The organism is Paenibacillus sp. MER 99-2 (assembly GCF_023714095.1).
GTDB lineage: Bacteria > Bacillota > Bacilli > Paenibacillales > Paenibacillaceae > Paenibacillus.
This window is the reverse complement of the sequence record NZ_JAMAUZ010000003.1, coordinates 469,442-485,738: the sequence shown is the minus strand read 5'-3', so window position 1 is coordinate 485,738 and position 16,297 is coordinate 469,442. Positions and strand designations below refer to the sequence as shown.

At 45.9% G+C, this 16,297-nt stretch carries 15 protein-coding genes; 6 read left to right on the top strand and 9 right to left on the bottom strand.

Annotated elements, in window-relative coordinates:
• Nucleotides 1-398 precede the first annotated feature (398 nt).
• The 5 genes from M3636_RS17170 (at nucleotide 399) to M3636_RS17150 (ending at nucleotide 5,114) form a co-directional block, all read left to right on the top strand.
• Nucleotides 399-1,607, top strand: a complete 1,209-nt coding sequence (locus M3636_RS17170) for a transcriptional regulator (RefSeq protein ID WP_251383329.1) — start codon at nucleotides 399-401, stop codon at nucleotides 1,605-1,607.
• A gap of 189 nt (nucleotides 1,608-1,796) precedes the next feature.
• Nucleotides 1,797-3,071, top strand: coding sequence for an MFS transporter (locus M3636_RS17165; protein WP_251383328.1), 1,275 nt, complete (start codon nucleotides 1,797-1,799; stop codon nucleotides 3,069-3,071).
• A 159-nt stretch (nucleotides 3,072-3,230) separates the two neighbouring features.
• Entirely contained in the window at nucleotides 3,231-3,707 is a 477-nt protein-coding gene (locus tag M3636_RS17160) for a MarR family winged helix-turn-helix transcriptional regulator (RefSeq protein ID WP_251383327.1), read from the top strand.
• Nucleotides 3,682-4,476, top strand: coding sequence for an SDR family NAD(P)-dependent oxidoreductase (locus M3636_RS17155; protein WP_251383326.1), 795 nt, complete (start codon nucleotides 3,682-3,684; stop codon nucleotides 4,474-4,476). Before M3636_RS17160 ends, M3636_RS17155 begins: the two co-directional genes overlap by 26 nt.
• Entirely contained in the window at nucleotides 4,473-5,114 is a 642-nt protein-coding gene (locus M3636_RS17150; RefSeq protein ID WP_251383325.1) for an acetoacetate decarboxylase family protein, read from the top strand. Before M3636_RS17155 ends, M3636_RS17150 begins: the two co-directional genes overlap by 4 nt.
• A 106-nt stretch (nucleotides 5,115-5,220) precedes the next feature.
• On the opposite strand, the gene M3636_RS17145 is transcribed toward M3636_RS17150, so the two are convergent.
• The 3 genes from M3636_RS17145 to M3636_RS17135 form a co-directional block, all read right to left on the bottom strand.
• Entirely contained in the window at nucleotides 5,221-6,432 is a 1,212-nt protein-coding gene (locus tag M3636_RS17145) for a nitric oxide synthase oxygenase (protein WP_251383324.1), read from the bottom strand.
• Between the two features lie 207 nt (nucleotides 6,433-6,639).
• Nucleotides 6,640-7,119, bottom strand: coding sequence for a Dps family protein (locus tag M3636_RS17140; protein WP_128103921.1), 480 nt, complete (start codon nucleotides 7,117-7,119; stop codon nucleotides 6,640-6,642).
• Nucleotides 7,120-7,426: 307 nt separating this feature from the next.
• Nucleotides 7,427-8,164, bottom strand: a complete 738-nt coding sequence (locus M3636_RS17135; protein WP_251383323.1) for an HAD family hydrolase — start codon at nucleotides 8,162-8,164, stop codon at nucleotides 7,427-7,429.
• 198 nt (nucleotides 8,165-8,362) lie between these two features.
• Here M3636_RS17135 and M3636_RS17130 point away from each other — a divergent pair, with 198 nt between their 5' ends.
• Entirely contained in the window at nucleotides 8,363-8,605 is a 243-nt protein-coding gene (locus tag M3636_RS17130) for a hypothetical protein (protein ID WP_128103923.1), read from the top strand.
• A gap of 181 nt (nucleotides 8,606-8,786) precedes the next feature.
• On the opposite strand, the gene M3636_RS17125 is transcribed toward M3636_RS17130, so the two are convergent.
• The 6 genes from M3636_RS17125 to M3636_RS17100 all read right to left on the bottom strand — a co-directional run bounded on the left by M3636_RS17125 (nucleotide 8,787) and on the right by M3636_RS17100 (nucleotide 15,997).
• Nucleotides 8,787-10,586: an adenine deaminase C-terminal domain-containing protein gene (locus tag M3636_RS17125; protein WP_251383322.1), complete on the bottom strand. Its 1,800-nt coding sequence runs from the start codon at nucleotides 10,584-10,586 to the stop codon at nucleotides 8,787-8,789.
• Nucleotides 10,587-10,773: 187 nt separating this feature from the next.
• Entirely contained in the window at nucleotides 10,774-11,832 is a 1,059-nt protein-coding gene (locus M3636_RS17120; RefSeq protein ID WP_145407102.1) for an ABC transporter ATP-binding protein, read from the bottom strand.
• Between the two features lie 18 nt (nucleotides 11,833-11,850).
• Nucleotides 11,851-12,642, bottom strand: coding sequence for an ABC transporter permease (locus tag M3636_RS17115; RefSeq protein ID WP_056701904.1), 792 nt, complete (start codon nucleotides 12,640-12,642; stop codon nucleotides 11,851-11,853).
• 4 nt (nucleotides 12,643-12,646) lie between these two features.
• Nucleotides 12,647-13,468 (bottom strand): ABC transporter permease, encoded by an 822-nt coding sequence (locus tag M3636_RS17110; protein WP_056701902.1) that lies wholly within the window; start codon nucleotides 13,466-13,468, stop codon nucleotides 12,647-12,649.
• A 488-nt stretch (nucleotides 13,469-13,956) separates the two neighbouring features.
• Nucleotides 13,957-14,895 (bottom strand): nucleoside hydrolase, encoded by a 939-nt coding sequence (locus M3636_RS17105; protein ID WP_251383321.1) that lies wholly within the window; start codon nucleotides 14,893-14,895, stop codon nucleotides 13,957-13,959.
• A gap of 31 nt (nucleotides 14,896-14,926) precedes the next feature.
• Nucleotides 14,927-15,997 (bottom strand): ABC transporter substrate-binding protein, encoded by a 1,071-nt coding sequence (locus tag M3636_RS17100; protein WP_251383544.1) that lies wholly within the window; start codon nucleotides 15,995-15,997, stop codon nucleotides 14,927-14,929.
• Nucleotides 15,998-16,297: the final 300 nt, after the last annotated feature.

Sequence of the window (16,297 nt, the reverse complement as noted above, 5' to 3'; positions counted from 1 at the left end):
CCGCTCCGCTTCTTCAGGTTATTTCTGTCCTCTCCGTTTCCGTGTAAATGTTTAGTTCAATTTATATAGATCCAAGACGTTCCTCTTCATCTATAAGTGTCGACATTTCAGATATCTGGCAAACATGTGAAGGGCAATAATGTAGGGATTTAAGCTCTACAAAAATAAAATTTATCCGCTTATAAAATTATAGTATTATACTTGATATAAATAGATGTAACTACTAAATTTTGGATTCATGTCAAAAGGCGGTGTAATGTATGCAAACGAACACCATACACGCAGAAATACTACAATATATACAAAATCATAATTTAACACATAGTGAATTTTCGACCCGATGCAATATTAATTCAGGCTCATTCAGCCGGCTCATTAATCAAAATAAACCATTCTCCATGAGTCAACTTGACGGTATTACGCAAGCTATGGGGTTAGAAGCAGATTATTTCTATAGTCGATATGTTGATGAGTGCGTCACACTTACTGCTCCAGATTGGCGCAGATTACGCCCTTTCCTTATTCGTTGTGCAGAATTAGGTAGGCTGGACTGTATTGAACTTATTCTGAGCAGTCTGTTAGATAACACAAATTACGGAAGTTTACTCTTTGAGGTCGCGGAAGAGTTGTTTCATAGTCAGTACAATGAAGCCGCCAAATTAATATATGAGAGTGTAAGTATTATCGAGAAATACCAGCATTCTGAGCGTCTAGCTGTATGCCAATATCGTTTGTTCTCCCTTTCATTGAGCGATAACCTAGCGCTAAATCTGCGCGCCGCTACACGATTTGAACCCTACGCGAACCGCCTGGAGGAAAATGATCAACTGGAAGCTATCAAACACTTGGCTCACGTCTATGTTTCACTGCAAGAATGGCATAAGGTTGACACACTTTCCGAAGAAATGTATCGTCTCGCTTCTATTCAATATGAACTATCACTCCGTCCCAAACGCAAAACTTCGGAGTATAAGAAGCCCTTCCGTCCTTATTATTTCTATATGCTGTACGCGCGTTTGCTACAAGCCGCAGCATATGAACAATATGAAGATTACGAGAAAGCTATAGAGTACGCAAAATTGTACGCAAACGCAGAAGAATGGATAGATGATTCTTCTGAGGAAGCCAAGGTCATTACTATACAATTCAATGAATATTCAACCGCTAACCAATTGTTATACCAATTACTCGCGGGAAATATAAGTATCTTGTCCGATTATGTGGCGTATATTGCATCACACCCCGATGAGATTTTCTCTGGACTATGCCATGTTGTAAAAGTTGCCAATAAATTCGATGTGAACATTGACGATATTCTGGAACGGTTCCAAGAGCATATCCCGTATAAAACCTATAACAGTGCATTTGGTGAGTATAATAAACCAATCAAAGCGGAGGAATACGCCTCATTTTTGACCGAATTAGGGAAGTATTATTTACATCATAGACGTTCTCAAGGTATTGATACCTTGCTGGAAGGATTAGAGTTTGCGGAGAATATAAGTAGTGACTCCAATACAATCAAGTGTCTAAAGGTATTTAGTCAACACAGAGATTGGGAAGATGAGGACAAACGAAAGAGATTTAATCGTATAAATTATTCTTAACTCCGATGAAATGATTACTGAACTTAAAAACAGTACATAAGACGTCCACCAGGACGTCTTTTTATTTTTTTGATTTTTCTTCTCTCCTGATCATTTGGCACATACAATGTCGTGAATATGTCTATTTATACGTACATGTCCCTCAGCTTTTTGCTGCATGATCTCTTGATCGAGAGAGGAGTCTTATTGGTGGATATCCGACGTAACCTCGTTTTGCTCATGCTCATTTGTTTTCTCAGTCAGATGGGCGGTTTCATGATCATCCCTCTGTTTCCTTTATTCATTGAAGAATTCGGGATGAGCGGATGGATGATGGGCATTATTTTTGCACTCTTTTATGTCGGGAAAGTACTGGGTGGTATCCCTGCCGCCGCTGTATATCGCAAGCTGGGGGGCAAGAAGGCTCTGATCCTCATGCTCCTGATGCTCGCTGTCTGCATGGCGGGTTTTGCTGTCTCATCTACTGCTCTGCTCTTCGGTGTATTGCGGCTACTTCAAGGAGTCGCCTCTACGGGTCTTACAGTAGTTGTACGATCCATCATCGGAGATGAAGGCAATGTAAGCAACCGGGGTTTATATAATGGCTACATTAGCAGCAGTGAAGGCGGCGGTATGGTTCTTGGCCCCGTCATTAGTGGCTGGTTAGCATTACACTGGCCTTTATCCGTCCCCTTTTGGCTGGTTACACTCTGTTGTCTTATGGCTATGGGTACAGCATGGGGCATGAAGGGCAGGAGCACCACAAACCTGGGTATACAAGCAACACAAGATCTGAATACACATAACCCTTCCTCTCCTACGACAGATACACCCCCTATCCCCACCGGTGCTACTGCATTCATAAACCCTGATCTTGATCAAAGTAACCTCCCTGACACAGATAACCCGGCACTATCGCAGAGACAACAATTTATCGGGTATGCCACCGTTCACTTTCTTGAGATGAGTGCCTATGCTGTATTCCTAACCTACTTCGCTCTGTATGCGGCTCATATTATGCAGTGGAACCCGCTCCAGACCAGTCTAGCCTTCACCGTTGCGGGTCTCTCCACACTGGCGGCAGCACCCTTTGCAGGTTATTTGTCCGACCGCATGGGCGATCGCTTGTTGTTATGTATGCTCGGCATGCTGATGATCGGCATTGAAGTGATTGTATTTCTGAGCACGGCATCTTATCTATGGGTATACGTGGGCATGTTGATTGGAGGCGTAGGCGGCGCATGTTATATGGATTCGTTCTTCGCACACGTCGGTGACCACATTCCAGAGAAGAATCGGAGTAACGTGATTGGAAAAATTGTGTCTGCTGCGGAGATCGGCTCCATCGTGTCTCCGATCATCGCAGCATTACTCGCTGAGTATAGCTCCTTATATGCCGTATTCGTATTCAATCTGCTGTTGATTGCCGCCGCCATTGCAGTTCAAGCTGTCATGCGCAGCCGTTACCGCGTTCATCAAAGGTAGCCCTTCCTCTTCCTTTACTCATCGCTGAAAAAGTGGATTGGAGCAGCATTACTGCGCTCCGATTATTTATTTGCATTTTGCAAATAAATGCAGTAGATTGAATTCAACCAAATCAATTGTAACGACTACAATGACTATGAAGCCAAGGTGGCGATCTCCATGACTCAGACAATTCCCCAGCAACAAGTGAATGACGCTTTATTTTCTTTTTTACAGAGCATTTATCTATTCGAACAGCGAGAGGTTGAACGATTCCACGTCGATTGGAATGAGGTGTATTTACTCCAGCTTCTAATCCGATACCCAGGTATGCGAATATCCGAGATCTCCAATCGAATGAGCGTGAAGGACTTTGTAACAAGCCGAATGGTGACCAAACTCGAAAAGGCAGGGCTGGCGAATCGAATCGCCTCCAAGACCGATAAACGAGTCGTTGAAGTGTTCATCACCTCCGAAGGTAGAGCCAAGATTCAATCTATTGAGGATTTTAACTATTCAACGGTATCCTCCAGTCTTCACCACTTCACCCCCGAGCAGATCCATATGCTACTGAACACCATTGGGCAGCTCGACACACTTCTGAATCTCAAGCCGGAAGGAGAGAAGCAGGATGACCACAACAGCACTAAACCATAAGAAAATCATTGTTACTGGCGCCTCCTCCGGAATAGGGCTAGAAGTTGTAAAGCTGCTTCTCCAGCATAATTGCACCATCGTTGCCGCAGCCAAAGAGATCGGCGGTCTAACGCCAGACGATGTTCGGTTATTTGCCTATGTCGGTGACCTGTCCACACAAGAAGGGATCGACCAGTTATTCGATTACGCCCTTGATGTCATGGGTGGCATTGATATTTTTATCGCGAACGCAGGCTTTGCTTATTATGAGCTGCTCGGCTCGCCAGATTGGCAACATATCTCCAACATCTTTAACATCAACACCTTCGGAGCGATTTACAGTGCACAGAAGATGAAGCAGCTTCTTGGGGATCGTCCATATACCGTTATGTGCACAGCCAGTGGAATGGGAATTCTGCCACTACCGGGATATGCACTGTATAGTGCAACGAAGGCGGCGCTTCGTGGATTTGCCGAAGCATACCGATATGAGCTGAACACAGGTCAGCACTTTCAAGTCATATATCCCATCTCCACCCGTACCGATTTCTTCAAAAATGCAGGTAATAGCCCTATGCCATGGCCTTCACAAACGGCGGCAGCCGTCGCTTCTGCTCTGGTCAACGGGTTAGGCTCAGGGAAAAGAGACATCTACCCTTCGTTCACTTTTCGTTTAATGAATACACTTAATCGCATTTTCCCGTTTGTTTTACGTTTATACGCCAATCATGAAAATGCAAAATTACAACAGTGGGTTCAGCAAAAGCACAGAGAGGAGAAACTCAAATGAATCATGTTCCAGCTCCCTGGCAGCTCCAAGGCTCAGGTTATATATTAATCTATCGTTTCACTAAGGAATTCGTAGCGCAGCATGGGCGGGTGCCTGCTTTTCTAGAAGGTCAGTTCAGTGGGGGACTGGGAAGTGTGATGCTCGTGAATTACGAGTCTTCTGACGCCGGACCGTATGGAGAGCTGCTCTTCATCCCAGGAAAGTTCCAGCACCAAGGTCGCAAACTTAATACGATTAGCAAAATATATGTGTCCACCTCGGATAGTGTAGATAACGGTTGGGAGAACTGGGGCATTCCGAAGGAACTTGCTGCGTTCACATTCCAGAAGCTAGCTTCTGGTAAAGAACACGTGCAAGTTAGCCAAGCTGGAGTATCCGTTGCTGATCTGACTTTATCTGCGTTTGGTCCGAGCTTTCCCGTTAACACACGCCTGCTACCGTTCCCACTCGTTCAGCAGCATCAACAGCAATGGTATTACACACAATTTTCCGGCAAAGGAAAAGGCAGACTCGCCAAGATTGACGAGCTATCCATCAACGCTGCATTGTTCCCTGACATCTCGCTCTGCAAACCATGGGCGGTGCTTAAGGTTGATCCGTTTGCAATCACATTCCCTGTTGCTACTATCCAGAGGTAAGAAGTCTGACAGCTCATTGAGGCATCTCCTACCTGCCAGATTGAGCCATAATACAACTTTATTTCAATTCATTTCTCCTCAAAAAAAAGAACCCGCTCGCACCAGATTAATGGGCGAACGGGCATTTCGGGGATCGATCTGAATCTGATGGTAACTGCTCATCCTTAGTCGATGCAGCAGCTCCATCCTGATTGTCTAACGTAGTATCAGCATTAGCTCCAGCTAGATTTATCACTGGATCTTGACGGAAAAAGTTCGGTTTCACAATCTCATTACGGTATGAGCTATGGAAAATATGCGTTGTCGCGGGAGAGACCGGCGGTATGAGCCATACCCAATCCCCCGTCAGCTCTCGTCCAGCCTTCTCTTCCCGTTGCTCAAATAAAGCAAACTGTGAGGCCGCTGTGTGGTGATCTACGATGCTTACGCCAGCTTTCTTGAACGAATGTAACACAGCAACATTCAGTTCAACGAGTGCCCTATCTTTCCACAGGGTCGTCTCACTGGACGTGCTCAGGCCTAGCGCCTTCGCCACCACTGGTAGCTTGTTGTATCGGAACGTATCTGCTAAGTTGCGCGCACCAATCTCCGTTCCCATATACCAGCCGTTAAACGGAGCAGCCGGATAGGATATCCCCCCAATCTCCAGCCGCATGTCAGCAATCATCGGTACACCGTACCAACGCATACCAAGCTCAGCGATTTCAGGACGTTCTGGATGCTCAATAGTGACTTCTACGATATCCTCTTCAGGTACCGGATACCACTCTGGATGTCCATCCTGAGCTTGCATAATGATGGGGAGCACATCATACGCCGTACCAGCTCCCTGCCATCCAAGCTCCATTGCAGCACGAGTTAACTCCAGAGAAGCGGGGTCACCTACGATACCTTCGGCAGTTTCATACCCTGCATAACGAATCAACTGATGATTCCAGATGCGTACAGGTGCTCCGTGTGGGCCAGCTGGAGGAAGAATCGTGATCGTAGGTATAATTTTACCGCCATTGGAAGCCACCCGAATATGATGGAGCACGGCATCGGCAGCAGTTGCGACTGTATCTGCATGACGAGCGTCAATGATACGCAAGCTGTCCCAGAATAATCGTCCAATACAGCGATTGCTATTACGCCATGCCATTTTGCACCCTTGTTCCAGTTCTTCTAAAGTGTGCGTATATGTGCCCTTTTCCTCGATTTCATGTTGAACAGCATTAAGCCGGGTCTCCGCGTCTTCACGCGAATAACCCAGCTCATCGTAACATCTATATATAAAGTGTTCTGCTTCTTCCTTCAATTCTCTTAGGTCTGTCCGCATCGTTCATTCCACCATTCTATCCATCTTGAATGCCCTCATTATACGGTAAGCAAATTCAATTTGTAAGCGAACAGACACTTTGTTCACGGACTCTACACATCGCTGTCAGGCTATAGGATAACCTTGCACCGTTTAGCAGTTTATTGGAGGCAAGTTAGGATTACGCTGTAGGGTTTTGGTTTGAGGGATCACGACTTTAAAGAACCATTATTTACCCAGAAAAGCATTCAGCATCCATACTTCTTTGTCCAATCCAGCCGTGAAACCAATCAGCATGTCCTCAGTTGCTTTGTCATCTGCTGCACTCGCTGCTTGGATACCTTCGTTAATCACGTTCAACATCAGGCGTAGATCCGCAACAACAGCTTCAACCATACGTTCTGCAGTGAATTGCCCTTGAGCCTCTTCAATCGGAGACAAACGCAACTGTTCCGACATCGTCGCTACTGGGCGTCCACCGATGGTCAACAAACGCTCTGCTGCTTCATCCATATGAGCTGTAGCCAAATTGTACAGTTCTTCGAATTTGGCATGTAATGTGAAGAAGTGTGGTCCTTGAACATACCAGTGGAAATGATGCAATTTCGTGTACAGTACAGACCAGCCTGCGATCTGACGGTTAAGTACCTCGTGAAGTTCAGTTGTTTCAGTTACAAATGGGTTGGTTTTAGTTTGCATTGTGCTCATGGAATTAATCCCCTCTCGAATTCATTATTTTAAGTTAATGTGTAGTGAATGTGAAGTTGCGTACGTTGTCGTTGTCACTTCTTTAATTTAGACTTAATCTAAATCTTGTTTTAATTATAACACTAGCTTGCTCACTTGGCTAGGCTTTCGGCTATGTTATGAAATGAAGATTCTATGAAGGGAACTTCATCTATTTAGCATTAAAAAAGCAGCCCCTCGTATGTTATCGATTGGACTGCTGTATATCATTCAATTCATTTTTCAACCTCATTAGATGGTATCTAAAGATAAGGTACAATGATATCTATCAGGAAATCAAAGACAAAAGAACATGTTTGATGTCCTCATACGTTTGTGCAACATGATGTGGTTGGTGATCTGATTCAGGCATGGCTTCACGATGATTAAACCAGATAACGCTCCATCCGGCATCCACTGCACCTACGACATCGTTACGCCATGAGTCTCCAATGTAGAAGCTGTTAGAGGGCGTTGTGCCTGTTAGCTCGTTTACATGTTCGAATAGTCGCCGATCTGGTTTGGCATAACCAATGGTGCCCGAGATGAAGATTCGTTCCTCTGGAATTAATCCGAATACATCTAATGCTTCCAACTTGGTACGTTGGTGTGCTCCAGGACCGTTCGTGATCAAGCCAACAACATGCCCCTCGGCTGACAATCTCCGAATCAGATCGTACGCTCCTTCAAAAGGTAATATCCGAAACTGGCAGCTTAGATATTGCTGCTGCAATGCTTCTGCTTGTCCTGCCTGTAGTGACACACCGAACTCTTCTAAGGTCAGCTCGAACCGGCGACGACGCATCCGTTCCATAGCTGCCGGTTCCGGTACAGCAGACAATCCCTCCTGCTCCGATAACCAATCACTATAGTAGCGAAAGCGATGATATACCTCGCTGTAGGGAAAATCGTCCGGTAAGCCAAGAATATCTTGAAGCGCCCCGCGTAATGGTTGTAGATGATCATATAACGTATCATCCACATCGAAAAATACAGCCTTCTTAGCATTCGAATTAGATGTCATCATTAAGACTCCCTCTCTCGTCTCTATATAATTGAGATAAACGTATGAAACAATATTCCTTCTATAATAAGCTACAGAACAGCGAACGAATTCATTAACATATTAGAATAATGTGGGAATACACTCCGTTGAATGTTATAATTAAGTTTCTATGAATACCTTTAATCATGACTTCAAAGAATACGACTAGGAGGTATATTCATGAAATTTTTCTCATACCCGACTGAATATAAGCGTATTGTGTACCATCTGATTCTAAACTGTAGCCTTCTGCTCTTTGCCGCGGCAGTGATGGTCTATGCTTTTTATAATTTCCCTTCTGCTTCAACATTCAACTATGTACTCATTGCAATACCTATGGCAGGTAGTACCGTAAGATCAGTATACTATGTGATAAAGCTCAGGAAAATGAGATCTGCTCAGAGTTCTGCATCCGAGCTATAATAATCATCCTATCATACAGGATCGTCAAAAAAAGGTAAGTACACGGTATTCTCTCTACCATGCACTTACCTTTTTGTATATTCCTCAGAACCCAGTTACTGAATTTCAAATGAATTTCAACTTCGATGCTGATGATTCCATTGGGTTTCTTTCTAATCAAAAGCAGATCTTTGAACAATCGCTATTGTACGATTAGTGGTACAACCTTACCTGCATTCACATCAATCAGCCCGTGATCGGTGATTTTGAGCGCTGGACTCACGGCAAGGGAATGGGTGCTAATCGACATAATCGGATTATAATGCACATAACCGAGCGATAACATGGCAGCCCGTAATTCCTTCACTTGATGGGATACAACAGCCAGCGGTTCCTCGGTCAGAATACCACCTACCGGAAGCTCCAGATGACTGAGCACCTTACCATCCTCAACAACGCAGAATCCCCCTTGGCTCGAAATCACCTTGTTAGCTGCCATAATCATATCTTTGCGGTTACGTCCAACGACGAGAAGGTTGTGATTGTCATGGGAATACGTTGTTGCGATGGCACCGCGTTTAATCGTATCTCCGCCAATCAGACCATGGGCATGATTACCGTTCACCCCATAACGCTCAAAGGTGGCAATCTGTCCATATTCACTCTCTTCCCACAAGAGCTCATCTCCCGCTGCCTGTATCTGCGCAATATGTTCCTCCACAAAGGTTGAGCCGTCCTTCACCATCATCACCCGGCATGGGTACGAGGATTCACCCGCATGGTCTTCATTCGCCTTCGGCTTGTCTTCTGCCTGAAGAGCATCTACAACACTACCAGTACCTACTCCTGAACCACTAACTTTAGGATTGGATAAACGAATTGCAAAGTCCTCTTCATCAAGCGGCTGCAATTGCACACTATGGTAGAAATGAGCTGGGAACTGCCCAATGATCCGTTCTTGTGTATACGGTTCGTAGTCGTCGTAAGCCTTACGACCTTTTTTGTAGACCTGATCAATACGCAACATTTCAAGGTCGGACAACAGGACGTAGTCTGCTACCTTACCTGGTGCGATACTGCCACGATCCGTCATTTTCATCCGAGCTGCAGGAGTGGATGTCGCCGCATAGATCGCATCCTCTGGGCGCATTCCCATACCAATCGCTTTACGTACAAGATGATCCAGATGTCCTCGCTCCACCAGACTGTCAGGCATAACATCATCTGTTACAAAACAGAAATGCTCCTTCACATCATGCTGAATCAGATACTCCATCACTTCTGGTGTCATGGATTTCTCTTGGATTTCAATAAACATGCCCGCAGCAATACGAGCCTGTAATCCCTCAATACTCTGATGTGTATGATCCGAATCAACCCCAGCATAGATCAGTCGGTGTAGATCCAGACCCAGTAGCTTCGGGGTATGCCCTTCAATGACAAGCTCCGGGTAGTTCTTCCGAATGTGGCGAAGAATCTGATTGGTTTTGCAGTCCGGGTCGCGAATGACATCCACATAGTTCATAATCTCACCCAGACAGATGATCTCTCCGGTTGCCAATAATGTATCCATATCTTCGATCTCGATGGAACCACCTGTCGTTTCCATTGGAGTCGCCGGCACCGAGCTTGGGATCGCATAGAACATGTCCACCAACGTCTCCCGACTTGCCGCCATCATCTCCTGCACACCTTCCAGACCGAACACATTAGCCATCTCATGTGGCTCAGGCACAATGGAAGTCACCCCAGAGCGGATAAGTCCGTGTGAAAATGTAGCTGGCGTTACCATTGTACTCTCAATGTGCAGATGAATATCAATCAAACCTGGAATCATATAACGACCACGTGCATCGATGACTTCATCAGCATTAATGAGCTCTGACCCACCTGAACCGATATATAGGAATCGACCGTCCAATACAGCGACGTTATTAGCTTCGAACCTTTTATAATAACTGTTATACACATTTACATTCACAATTAGTTGATCTGCACGCATCGGCATAATCTCCTTCTTCACAAGCATCTCGGCGTGATCCGGATGAGCAGTCTACCTGCAACGTGCTGCACTGCGCTTTTATCTACAGTTTCGCAACTACGATGCACCTTGCCCTAACCGGATTCACTGCACAACATGCCTTCTTTGCTGCTTTACTTCCTGTTGCTGTCAATTACATTCAATGTGACTACTCCACCAACACAAGTTTATCCTGTGGGAAAATCAGACTCACTCGCTGTCCGCTAAGATAAGGCGTCTCCATCTCTTGGTTGGCTGTGAAGTCGCCAAGTTCCGTCTCAATGACATACTGATAACTACGACCGAGGTACGTACTTACCTTCACGATGCCTGGCAATGCATTTGCAAGATCCGCGGATGTGTCTCCACTCACGATCAGATCATCGGGGCGGATCGCGCCTTTGCGAGCACCGGCACGAGCCGTACCCGGATGTGCAGTAGCATTAAACGTACGGCCTCCCGCATGCAACGTAATCATATCCCCTGCATCCGTGCGATCCGCAAACTCAATAAAGTTATGGAATCCGATAAATCGTGCTACAAACTCCGTTGCTGGATATTTAAAAATTGTCTCTGGGCGATCGAGCTGCTCGACCACGCCTTTGTTCATGATTGCTACCTGATCGGAAATCGAGAAACACTCTTCCTGATCATGAGATACATAGAGAGTAGTGATGCCTAGCTCCTGCTGAATCCGGCGAATCTCGACTCGCATGTTGAGTCGCAGGTTAGCATCCAGATTACTGAGAGGTTCATCAAATAGAAGCAGATCCGGTTCAATCACCAGTGCGCGGGCAATCGCCACACGCTGACGTTGTCCACCCGACAGTTCTGTTGGGAAGCGTTTCTCGAATCCAATCAAGTTAACCACTTCAAGAATGCGCATCACACGAGAGGAGATATCCTTGTCCTTCACCTTGCGCATCCGTAGGCCAAACGCCACATTGTCATAGACAGACAGATGCGGGAACAGCGCATAGCTCTGAAATACAAATCCGAAGTTCCGCTTGTTCACCGGAACCTTCGTGTAATCCTTGCCGCCGAACATAAACTTGCCCTGTGATGCTTCTAAGAATCCGGCGATGAGGCGCAGCGTAGTTGTTTTGCCGCAACCGCTCGGTCCGAGCAGGGAGAGCAGCTTACCTTTTTCCAGCTCCAACTGAAAATCCTTCAGGATTGTCTGCTTATCGTATGCCACGGATACGTGGTCTAGTGTCAGCAATGCCATAGCGTTCTGCGCCTCCAATTAACGTTTAGTAAAGTATGAAAATCCGCCCATGATCCGTTCGATCACGAACATTAAGAGTCCTGTCAGTACCATCAGCAGCACGGAAATGGCTGCAATCGTTGGGTCAAAATAATTCTCCACGTACGTCAGCATCTGAATCGGCAATGTACTCACACCCGGGCCAGTCATGAACACGGAAATGTCCACGTTGTTGAACGATTCCAAGAAAGCAATAAGTACCGCCGCCAGAATACCGGAGCGAATGTTAGGCAGCACCACCTGAAAGAACGTTCTTAGACGTCCCGCACCCAGACTAAGTGCAGCTTCCTCCACTGCAAAATCAAAGCTCGACAGACTTGAAGCAATAACCCGAATAATAAACGGAAGCATAATAATCGTGTGTCCAATCAACAATCCCAGATACATCGGAAGGTGGTAGATCACGATCAGATATTTCATTAACGTGAAACCAAGCACGATTCCCGGAATCAATACCGGCGATAGGAATACGGCATTCAGCAATGATTTACCTTTGAAATCGTAACGACTGAGTGCATACGCAGCCGGAATCCCTAGCACCAGTGCCAGCAAGTTCCCCAGCAGGGAGATAATGATGGACGTCTGGAATGTGCGGAGGAAACCGCCTGTGTTGAAAATATTTTCGTACCAGCGGAAGGAGAATCCCTCCGGTGGGAATTTGAGTACCGTTCCCGGTTCAAACGAAGTGACCGATATGATCAGAAGCGGGCCCAGCAGAAAGATAAAGACCAGCAGACTGAACAGGCCCAGCCCGATATGTTTCTCCCGCATATGTCTACCCCTTCGGATTTAAAGTTTTGGCCATTTTGTTCATGACACCGACCACGACGAATGTAATCACAATCATAATCGCGGCAACAACCGAGGCCAGATACCAGTCGTTGAGAGTCATGGCGTTCTGATACAGGAACGTGGCAATTACACGCTGTTTACCTCCAAGGAGGGCAGGTGTCGTATATGCCGTCAGACTGCCGACAAATACAAGCACAGCTCCGATGACAAGCCCTGGCACAGCCAGTGGGAACACAACCCGGCGGAACGCAGTGAAGCGGGATGCACCTAGGCTTTGTGCTGCTTTGAGCAGGTCACCATCAATGTTCTCCAGTACGCCGACCAGGGAAATAATCATGAGCGGCAAGAACAGATGTGTCAGACCGATCATCATCGCTGCCGGTGTGTACAAAATATCCAGCGGCTTGTCCACGATTCCCAAACCAACGAGCGCGTTGTTGATCAGCCCTTTACGTCCAAGGATGATCATCCAGCTGAACGAGCGCACAACCGGGCTCGTCAAGAGTGGGAAGATCGCCAGTGCCAGCAAAATGCCTTTGCGGCGCGGCGCTTTCCGAGAAATATAATAAGCTGTCGGGAATCCGAGCACCACGCAGACAATCGTGGTGACCACACTGACCTGCAGGGTGGTAAGCAATATTTTCAAAAAGTAAGGGTCTCTGAAAAAATGCATGTATCCTTCAAACGTGAAGGAGTTTTCCTGAAAAAAGGTCGACCCGATCGTCAGGACAATCGGAATGATCATGAATGCCGCCAAAAATATGAATCCCGGCAGCAATAGCCAGTAGATTACTGATTTTTTCATCGTTCTACTCCTGACATAAGAAAAATTTGAGTCATTCCAAAAACAAGTGTTGGCTATCTCCGCATCAGCCGTTCCGGATACGAATCGTTCTTACGATCGCTGTTATCCTTGGATTTTCTTGATCTCCTTCTTCTTAGAAGGAAAAATCCAAGGATAGCATATGCTTCCGAAGCAGCTTTCTTACAGAAAGCTTTTAGGCGAGCGCTTCGCTTCTCCAGAATCGATTTCGTCCCCTCCACTAAGCGGGATCAAGTTAAGAACTTATTTTAATATCGATCTTAACTTTCCTCTTTGGATAAAAATATTAACGAGTTCAAAAAATCCGGTTTTCAGTGCCAAGAAGATGGGATGAAGATAGAAATGGAGTAGCGGAGCGTAGGCAAAACTACGTGAGCAACGGACATTTCGGCTGAATCCCATATTCGATGCTGAGATGCCGACAGGCATCCTTCGTAATCAAAAGCGGATTTTTTGAACAACCTCTATATTTACGAATTTAATGCGTTGATAAACAGTTCTAGGAAGCTTTCCGCATCTACTGTTTCGCAAACGAGGGTGTTGGGCTGTTGTCCCAACCGGTTTTGGAAATCACACACCATCTGACCGTCGCACAGACGGCTCGCGGTTTCGACATCCACGTAATACGACTTGCGTCCAACCAGTTCCGGAGCGAGTGCTACACCAACAGCTAGTGGATCATGCAGCGCACATGCTCGTACACCATTCATTTGTTCGTAACGATTAATATAAATCTCCGTACTCTGAGCTACATATGCGCGTAGTACAGGATCTGTGAGGCGTTCAATGGTAGCTTCATTCAGCAACGTCTGGCGTGTCACATCCAGTCCGACTTGTGTAAGCTTCTCAATTCCTGCCTGCACAACGATGCGTGCAGCCTCAGGATCAGCGTACGTATTGTACTCCGCTACTGGTGTCACGTTACCGTGACCCCGCACAACGCCACCCATGAAGATGACTTCCTTCAATAAAGAAGGCAGCTCCGGACATTTAATTAGCGACAGCGCCAAATTCGTAAGTGGTGCCGTCATAATCAGGGTGAGTTCACCAGGGTATAGTTTAGCCTGCTCCACGATAAAGTCTGGGCCGAACCCTGGATCAGCCTGCTTGGACATTGCCGGATCAGGCAGCGCACCACCCAATCCGTCCTGTCCATGCACACGATGTTCATAATGAGACTTCCGAGTCAGCGGACTCGCTGCTCCAGCAATCACCGGAATGGCAGGCGCACCTGCCAGCTCCAGTATTTTGCACGTATTCTCCGTTGCCTGCGCTAGAGATACATTCCCGCAGACAGTCGTGATGCCGAGAATATCTAGCTTCCGGCTTTTGACAGCCAGTAGAATCGCCAGCGCATCATCAATACCTGTATCTACATCCAAGATGATGGGATTAGACGTTTTACTCATCTATGCTCCACTCCTTGTCGTTACGTTTGTTTTATTGGGCAATCTCACGATTCCAACGATCTGTCCAGCCTTTAGCTTGTTGGTTTACAAACTCCATATCCAGCTTGTTCAACTTCTCAACTACGTCTGCTCCGTATGTCACACCTTCAGCTTCTTCAGCATTCAGTTCTACTTTTGTGTTTACTGGAGAATCCACTTTGGCTTTAGCTGATTTCGCTTGAACGTCCTGACTGAGCTGCCAGTTGATGAACTCTTCAGCGAGTTCTTTGTTTTTGCTGCCTTTAACTACGTTGATCGTGTTCATAACGGCATAAGCACCCTCGCTAGGTGTTACAAACTTCGCATTAGGCACAGCTGCCTTCAAGTCTTTGAAGTACATTTCCATAATTGGACCGCCTGCAATCTCTTCTTGAGAGAACATGTTCACATACTCCGAAGTTTGCGTGTAGAATTTCACGACATTTCCGCTAAGCTCTTTTAGCTTCGTGAATGCGGCATCTTCATTAAACGTATCATTGCCTGCAACACGGGATGCTGCATCGAGTACCATTGGGCCAGCGGTTGCTGTAATGTTCGGAATCGTCAGGTTATTTTCAAAAGCGGGATCCCATAGATCGCTCCAAGAAGTAACTTCTTTGGCAACCATGTCTGGGTTATACGCAATCCCCAATTGTCCAACGGTGTAAGCAGGGCCGTAATCTTCACCAAGTGGAGCTTGGGCAATTTCATAAATGTCATTGATGTTCGGAATTTTGGAGCGGTCGATTTTCTCAAACAGGCCTTCGTCAATGCCTTGCTGCGCATAGTAGTCAGACAGATAGATCACATCTACGCTAGATGTACCCTGACGGATTTTGTTCAAGCGCTCAGCATTGTTGCCCACTTCCAGCACGATATCTACATTATGTTCTTTTTCAAATGGACCAAATACTTCTTGATTGAAGAAATCTTCCGAGAAACCCCATGTGGAGATAACCAGTTTCGTTGGAGCTGTTCCCCCATTGCCTGATCCGCCTGTTGCATCATCCGTGCTGCTGCCACAACCTGCAAGTAATACCGAAGTCATCGCTACTGTCGCCAAACCACTAATCCATTTTTTCATCATGATCTTAATCCCCCTGATATGTGTGATTTTTAACGCAATTTATGAAGTTGAATTATCTTGATAACAATTATTACGTAGAAAACAGAAAGAACCTGGAGAAACGAAGTGTTCGCCTAAAAGCTTTCTGTAAGAAAGCTGCTTCGGAAGCATAAGCTATCACAAGATTTCTCCCTTATATAAGGGAATAAAAGAAATCTGGGGATAACGACGATCGAAAGGTTTTCTGTTTTCGGAGCATTTGTGTTATGACAGGGCTAATTCAACTTAAAAAAACAAAAAGAAAAGCATTCTTGTGTG